Raw genomic sequence first — 4,397 nt, forward strand, 5'->3', positions numbered from 1 at the left:
CGAATTTCCAATTTCGATGATTTTTCACCTTGACATATTACCGCAGGACTTCATGTTGTCTACATTACACTATACTAAACAATAACGGTTTGTACAATATGTTCAATAAAAAATCTTTATTCGACAACAAAACGGGGAGATGTGCTCCCCGTTTCTTATTTGTTTAATAATGCTTTGACGCGCGCAACGACATTTTCCACTGTAAATCCATATTCTTGCATAATTTTTTCTCCAGGTGCGGAAGCGCCGAAGCGATCAATAGCTAAAATATCACCCTCATCACCTGTGTAGCGCTCCCAGCCTAGCGATGCCCCCATCTCAATGGCAAGACGTTTTTTCACACGTTTTGGAATTACACTTTCTTTATATTCAGCTGGCTGAGCCTCAAAACGATCCCATGAAGGCATGCTTACAACAGAAACATGGATGCCTTCGTTCGCTAACACTTTCTGAGCCTCTACCGCCAAGCTAACTTCTGAACCTGATGCAAGCAATAACGCTTGTACCTCTCCTTTTGCTTCAGAAACGACGTAAGCCCCCTTTTTCACTCCTTCATAAGCACGCTCAGCTGTCGTAGCTAGCGTAGGGAGATTTTGACGTGTCAATACGAGTGCTGTCGGACGGTCCGTAGACTCTACTGCCAAGCGCCATGCTGCCGCTGTCTCATTCGCATCTGCTGGACGGATGACGCATAAATTCGGCATCGCTCTTAATGAAGCAAGCTGCTCAATCGGCTCATGCGTTGGACCATCTTCCCCAACAGCAATGCTATCGTGCGTAAGTACGTATGTGACAGGCAATCCCATCAGAGCAGCAAGACGAATGGCTGGACGCAAATAGTCCGAGAAGACAAAGAACGTACCACCGTACACTTTGACCCCACCATGAAGCGCCATACCATTGAGTGCCGCTCCCATGGCAAATTCGCGCACCCCAAACCAAATGTTGCGACCCTCATAGCTTCCTGGCAAGAAATCCCCAGCACCTTTAATTAACGTTTTATTTGAACCGGCTAAATCTGCAGATCCACCTAAAAATTGTGGCACGACTTTCGCGATTGCGTTTAATACTTCACCGGAAGAGGCACGTGTTGCCAAGCTTTTTCCTTCCGCGTATGCTGGCAATGCTTTTTCCCAACCTTCAGGCAGTTTACCTTCAATAGCCATGCGCAATTGCTTTGCTAAGTTCGGGTACTCTTTCTCATATTCGGCAAACAACGCATTCCACTCTGCTTCTTTTTTCTCGCCTGCTTCTTTTACAACCTTTTCAAAATGGGCATACACTTCGTTTGGAACGTAAAAATCTTCTTCAAATGTCCAGTTATATGCTTCTTTCGTTAGTTTAATTTCATCTTTACCGAGCGGCGCACCATGTACATCTGCTGTTCCTGCTTTGTTCGGAGAACCATAACCAATCGTTGTCTTTACCTCGATTAACGTTGGGCGGTCTAAATCTTTTTGAGCTTCAGCAATGGCTTGAGCAACCTCTTCAATATTGTTGCCGTCTTCTACGCGAATGTACTGCCATCCGTACGCTTTAAAACGTTGTTCTACGCTTTCTGAAAACGAAAGATTTAATTCGCCGTCTAATGAAATATCATTTGAATCATAAAGAACGATGAGACGACCAAGTTTCAAGTGTCCCGCTAGCGAAGCAGCCTCTGCAGAAACACCTTCCATTAAGTCACCGTCGCCACAAATGGCATATGTAAAATGATTAATGATTTCGAATTTGTCCTTGTTGTATGTAGCTGCTAGATGACGCTCTGCCATCGCCATTCCGACAGCCATCGCAATTCCTTGACCAAGCGGTCCAGTCGTCGCTTCTACCCCTGGTGTATGACCATACTCTGGGTGGCCCGGTGTTTTACTCCCCCATTGACGAAACTGTTTAATGTCTTCCATCGTGACGTCATAACCACTCAAATGAAGCAAGCTATACAATAGCATCGAACCGTGTCCAGCTGACAATACAAAGCGGTCACGATTAAACCATTTTGGGTTGCGTGGATTATGGTTCATAAACTTTGTCCATAACGTATACGCCATTGGTGCAGCTCCCATCGGCATCCCAGGGTGCCCTGAATTCGCCTTTTCAATTGCGTCGATCGACAATGTACGAATCGCAGCAATCGATAGTTGTTCAATCGTATGTGTCATCGTCTTCATCCTTTCGTTTGTAAACATTCTCATTCTTTATGATATAGAAAAGTGCATGAAATGTACAATGTTTCACAACACTTTTTTTGACAAACTGACGAAAAAAGAGAACATCACTAGTATGTTCTCCACAATATTCACATTAATGCAGTCGTTTTTTCTTGCTTTCCTTTAATTTTTTTGGCGTGACATCATTTCCGTTAGGATCAATAACTTTTACATGATGCAATGTTTCGATCATCGACGCACGGAACGCCGCAATATACTCCGTTCGGAGCTGCAATTGTTCTTGTTTCTCTTCATCTGTCAAACCTTCTATTTTTGCTTTTTTAGCTAATGCATTAATTCGTGCAATTTTTTCAGCAGATAACATCCATCTCATTCCTTTGTACGAAATTACTTTTTATCCGTATCATCATACAAAAATTTTTCATCGTTGACAAGCTGCTCATATTCCTTATATCTTCGGTGAACGGTCGCTTTTGATACATCGTATCCAAATGAGCGAAGCATAGCAGCAATTTCAGCAAACGTTAAACCGTTTTGACGTAAACGAACAATATCTTCAATTGGCACATCTTTTCGATCTCGTCCAGCATGTTCGCCAACGTTGCGCAAATTATTTTCCGGTCGATAGCCATTTTGAACAGCTCTTTGCATCCCACGTTTAATTTTTAAGTTATGTATTTTTCTTTGATACTCTTCCACGATGCTAATGATTTCCAAAACCATTGAGTCCGCTTCTGATAACTGGAGCTCCCCACGATGGCTTACTGTATAGACGCGAATACCTTCTTTTTGTAAACAACGAAGAAGCGCAATTTTTGCATTTCCTCGCCCAAGTCTTGTTTCATCTTGAACAAGAACGACATCAATACGATGTTGTTTGATTGCATCGAGCAACTCCATAATTCCCGCGCGCTCAATATCATAACCGCTTGCTTGCTCTTGAATAATTTTGACAACATTTATGTCATATTCTTTTGCAAGCTGTTTAAGTTCTTCTTCTTGTCTTTGCAACGATGTTTCTTGCTCCTGCTTCGTCGTGCTTACACGACAATAAATAATTGCGTTCATTCGCCATCCCTTTCTACCGACTATTGTTTGTTAGCAACAAGCTGGTTCTCGCCATTTGATTTTAACACAGGGATCACGATTTTCTCACCAACAATTAATCGGTCGTCTGAGCGTTGATTGACTTCCATGACCCATTGGATAAATTGTTGATGGGACAATCGATGTTCATGTTTATACTTATCTGCCAATTCCCATAATGTATCACCAGCTGATACGGTAATTTCAACATATTTTTCTTTATCAACAGATTGTGTTACGTGTAAAAACGCCCACACAAACAACGTACTAAATAAAACCATCATCACGCAATGTATTTTTCCCATACCATCTACCCCCTAATGTAGAACGTTTGTTTGTATTCATCATAACGAGAACTTTTGTTCGTGTCAACCGTTTTTTTTCGAACTTATGTTTGTATTTATACGCAAATATATGTTATAATGTGTGCAAAGATTGAACAGGAAGAGGTGTATAATAATGGCGAAATTATCAAAACGACAACAACAAATTTTGGACTTTATTAAACAAGAAGTTCGCACAAAGGGATATCCACCATCGGTGAGGGAGATCGGGGAAGCGGTCGGTTTAGCATCGAGTTCCACTGTTCACGGACATTTAGCGCGTTTAGAAAGCAAAGGATTCATCCGCCGAGATCCAACAAAGCCTCGTGCCATTGAGATTTTAGATGACTATGAATCCATTCCAAATGCAACCGTCATCAATGTTCCGATTGTTGGGAAAGTCACAGCCGGACAACCCATTACCGCAATCGAAAACATTGAAGAATATTTCCCTCTTCCGGAGCGATTCGTTTCACCAGATGATCAAGTATTTATGCTACAAATTGTCGGAGAAAGCATGATTGAGGCTGGTATTTTAGATGGAGATTACGTGATCGTCCGCCAACAACAAACAGCGAATAACGGGGATATCGTTGTAGCCATGACAGAGGATAACGAAGCAACAGTAAAGCGCTTTTTTAAAGAAAAAGACCACATTCGCTTGCAACCTGAAAATTCATCCATGGAACCGATTATCGTCCAAAATGCTACCATTCTAGGGAAGGTCATAGGTGTGTACCGAACTATTCACTAATAACATCAAATTCAATCGAGTAGGAGGAGGTGATTAACCTCCGTCCTCTCACACCACCGTACGTAC

General features: G+C 42.1%; 5 protein-coding genes. 1 reads left to right on the forward strand and 4 read right to left on the reverse strand.

Translation table 11 applies throughout. The features are described 5' to 3' along the window. Positions 1 to 155: 155 nt before the first annotated feature. The 4 genes from tkt to yneA form a co-directional block, all read right to left on the reverse strand. Positions 156 to 2,159, reverse strand: coding sequence for a transketolase (gene tkt / locus V7Z64_RS12030; RefSeq protein ID WP_297992044.1), 2,004 nt, complete (start codon positions 2,157 to 2,159; stop codon positions 156 to 158). Positions 2,160 to 2,301: 142 nt separating this feature from the next. Next, complete coding sequence (locus V7Z64_RS12035) at positions 2,302 to 2,532, reverse strand: DUF896 domain-containing protein (RefSeq protein WP_003398954.1); 231 nt, start codon at positions 2,530 to 2,532, stop codon at positions 2,302 to 2,304. 23 nt (positions 2,533 to 2,555) lie between these two features. Beyond that, positions 2,556 to 3,236 carry a YneB family resolvase-like protein gene (locus V7Z64_RS12040; protein ID WP_297992046.1) on the reverse strand — a complete coding sequence of 227 codons (681 nt, stop codon included), beginning with the start codon at positions 3,234 to 3,236 and terminating at the stop codon, positions 2,556 to 2,558. 20 nt (positions 3,237 to 3,256) lie between these two features. Beyond that, positions 3,257 to 3,559 (reverse strand): cell division suppressor protein YneA, encoded by a 303-nt coding sequence (yneA, locus tag V7Z64_RS12045; protein WP_297992048.1) that lies wholly within the window; start codon positions 3,557 to 3,559, stop codon positions 3,257 to 3,259. A gap of 154 nt (positions 3,560 to 3,713) precedes the next feature. Here yneA and lexA point away from each other — a divergent pair, with 154 nt between their 5' ends. After that, positions 3,714 to 4,331, forward strand: coding sequence for a transcriptional repressor LexA (gene lexA, locus V7Z64_RS12050; RefSeq protein WP_297992051.1), 618 nt, complete (start codon positions 3,714 to 3,716; stop codon positions 4,329 to 4,331). Positions 4,332 to 4,397: the final 66 nt, after the last annotated feature.

Origin of the sequence: Anoxybacillus sp. (genome assembly GCF_036834105.1) — a bacterium.
In the GTDB taxonomy this organism is placed as follows: Bacteria; Bacillota; Bacilli; order Bacillales; family Anoxybacillaceae; genus Anoxybacillus.

Bases quoted from the DNA above. Each gene is read 5' to 3' on its own strand.
- V7Z64_RS12040 (WP_297992046.1), bottom strand. From the start codon at position 3,236: ATGAACGCAATTATTTATTGTCGTGTAAGCACGACGAAGCAGGAGCAA.
- tkt (WP_297992044.1), bottom strand. From the start codon at position 2,159: ATGACACATACGATTGAACAACTATCGATTGCTGCGATTCGTACATTG.
- lexA (WP_297992051.1), top strand. From the start codon at position 3,714: ATGGCGAAATTATCAAAACGACAACAACAAATTTTGGACTTTATTAAA.
- V7Z64_RS12035 (WP_003398954.1), bottom strand. From the start codon at position 2,532: ATGTTATCTGCTGAAAAAATTGCACGAATTAATGCATTAGCTAAAAAA.
- yneA (WP_297992048.1), bottom strand. From the start codon at position 3,559: ATGGGAAAAATACATTGCGTGATGATGGTTTTATTTAGTACGTTGTTT.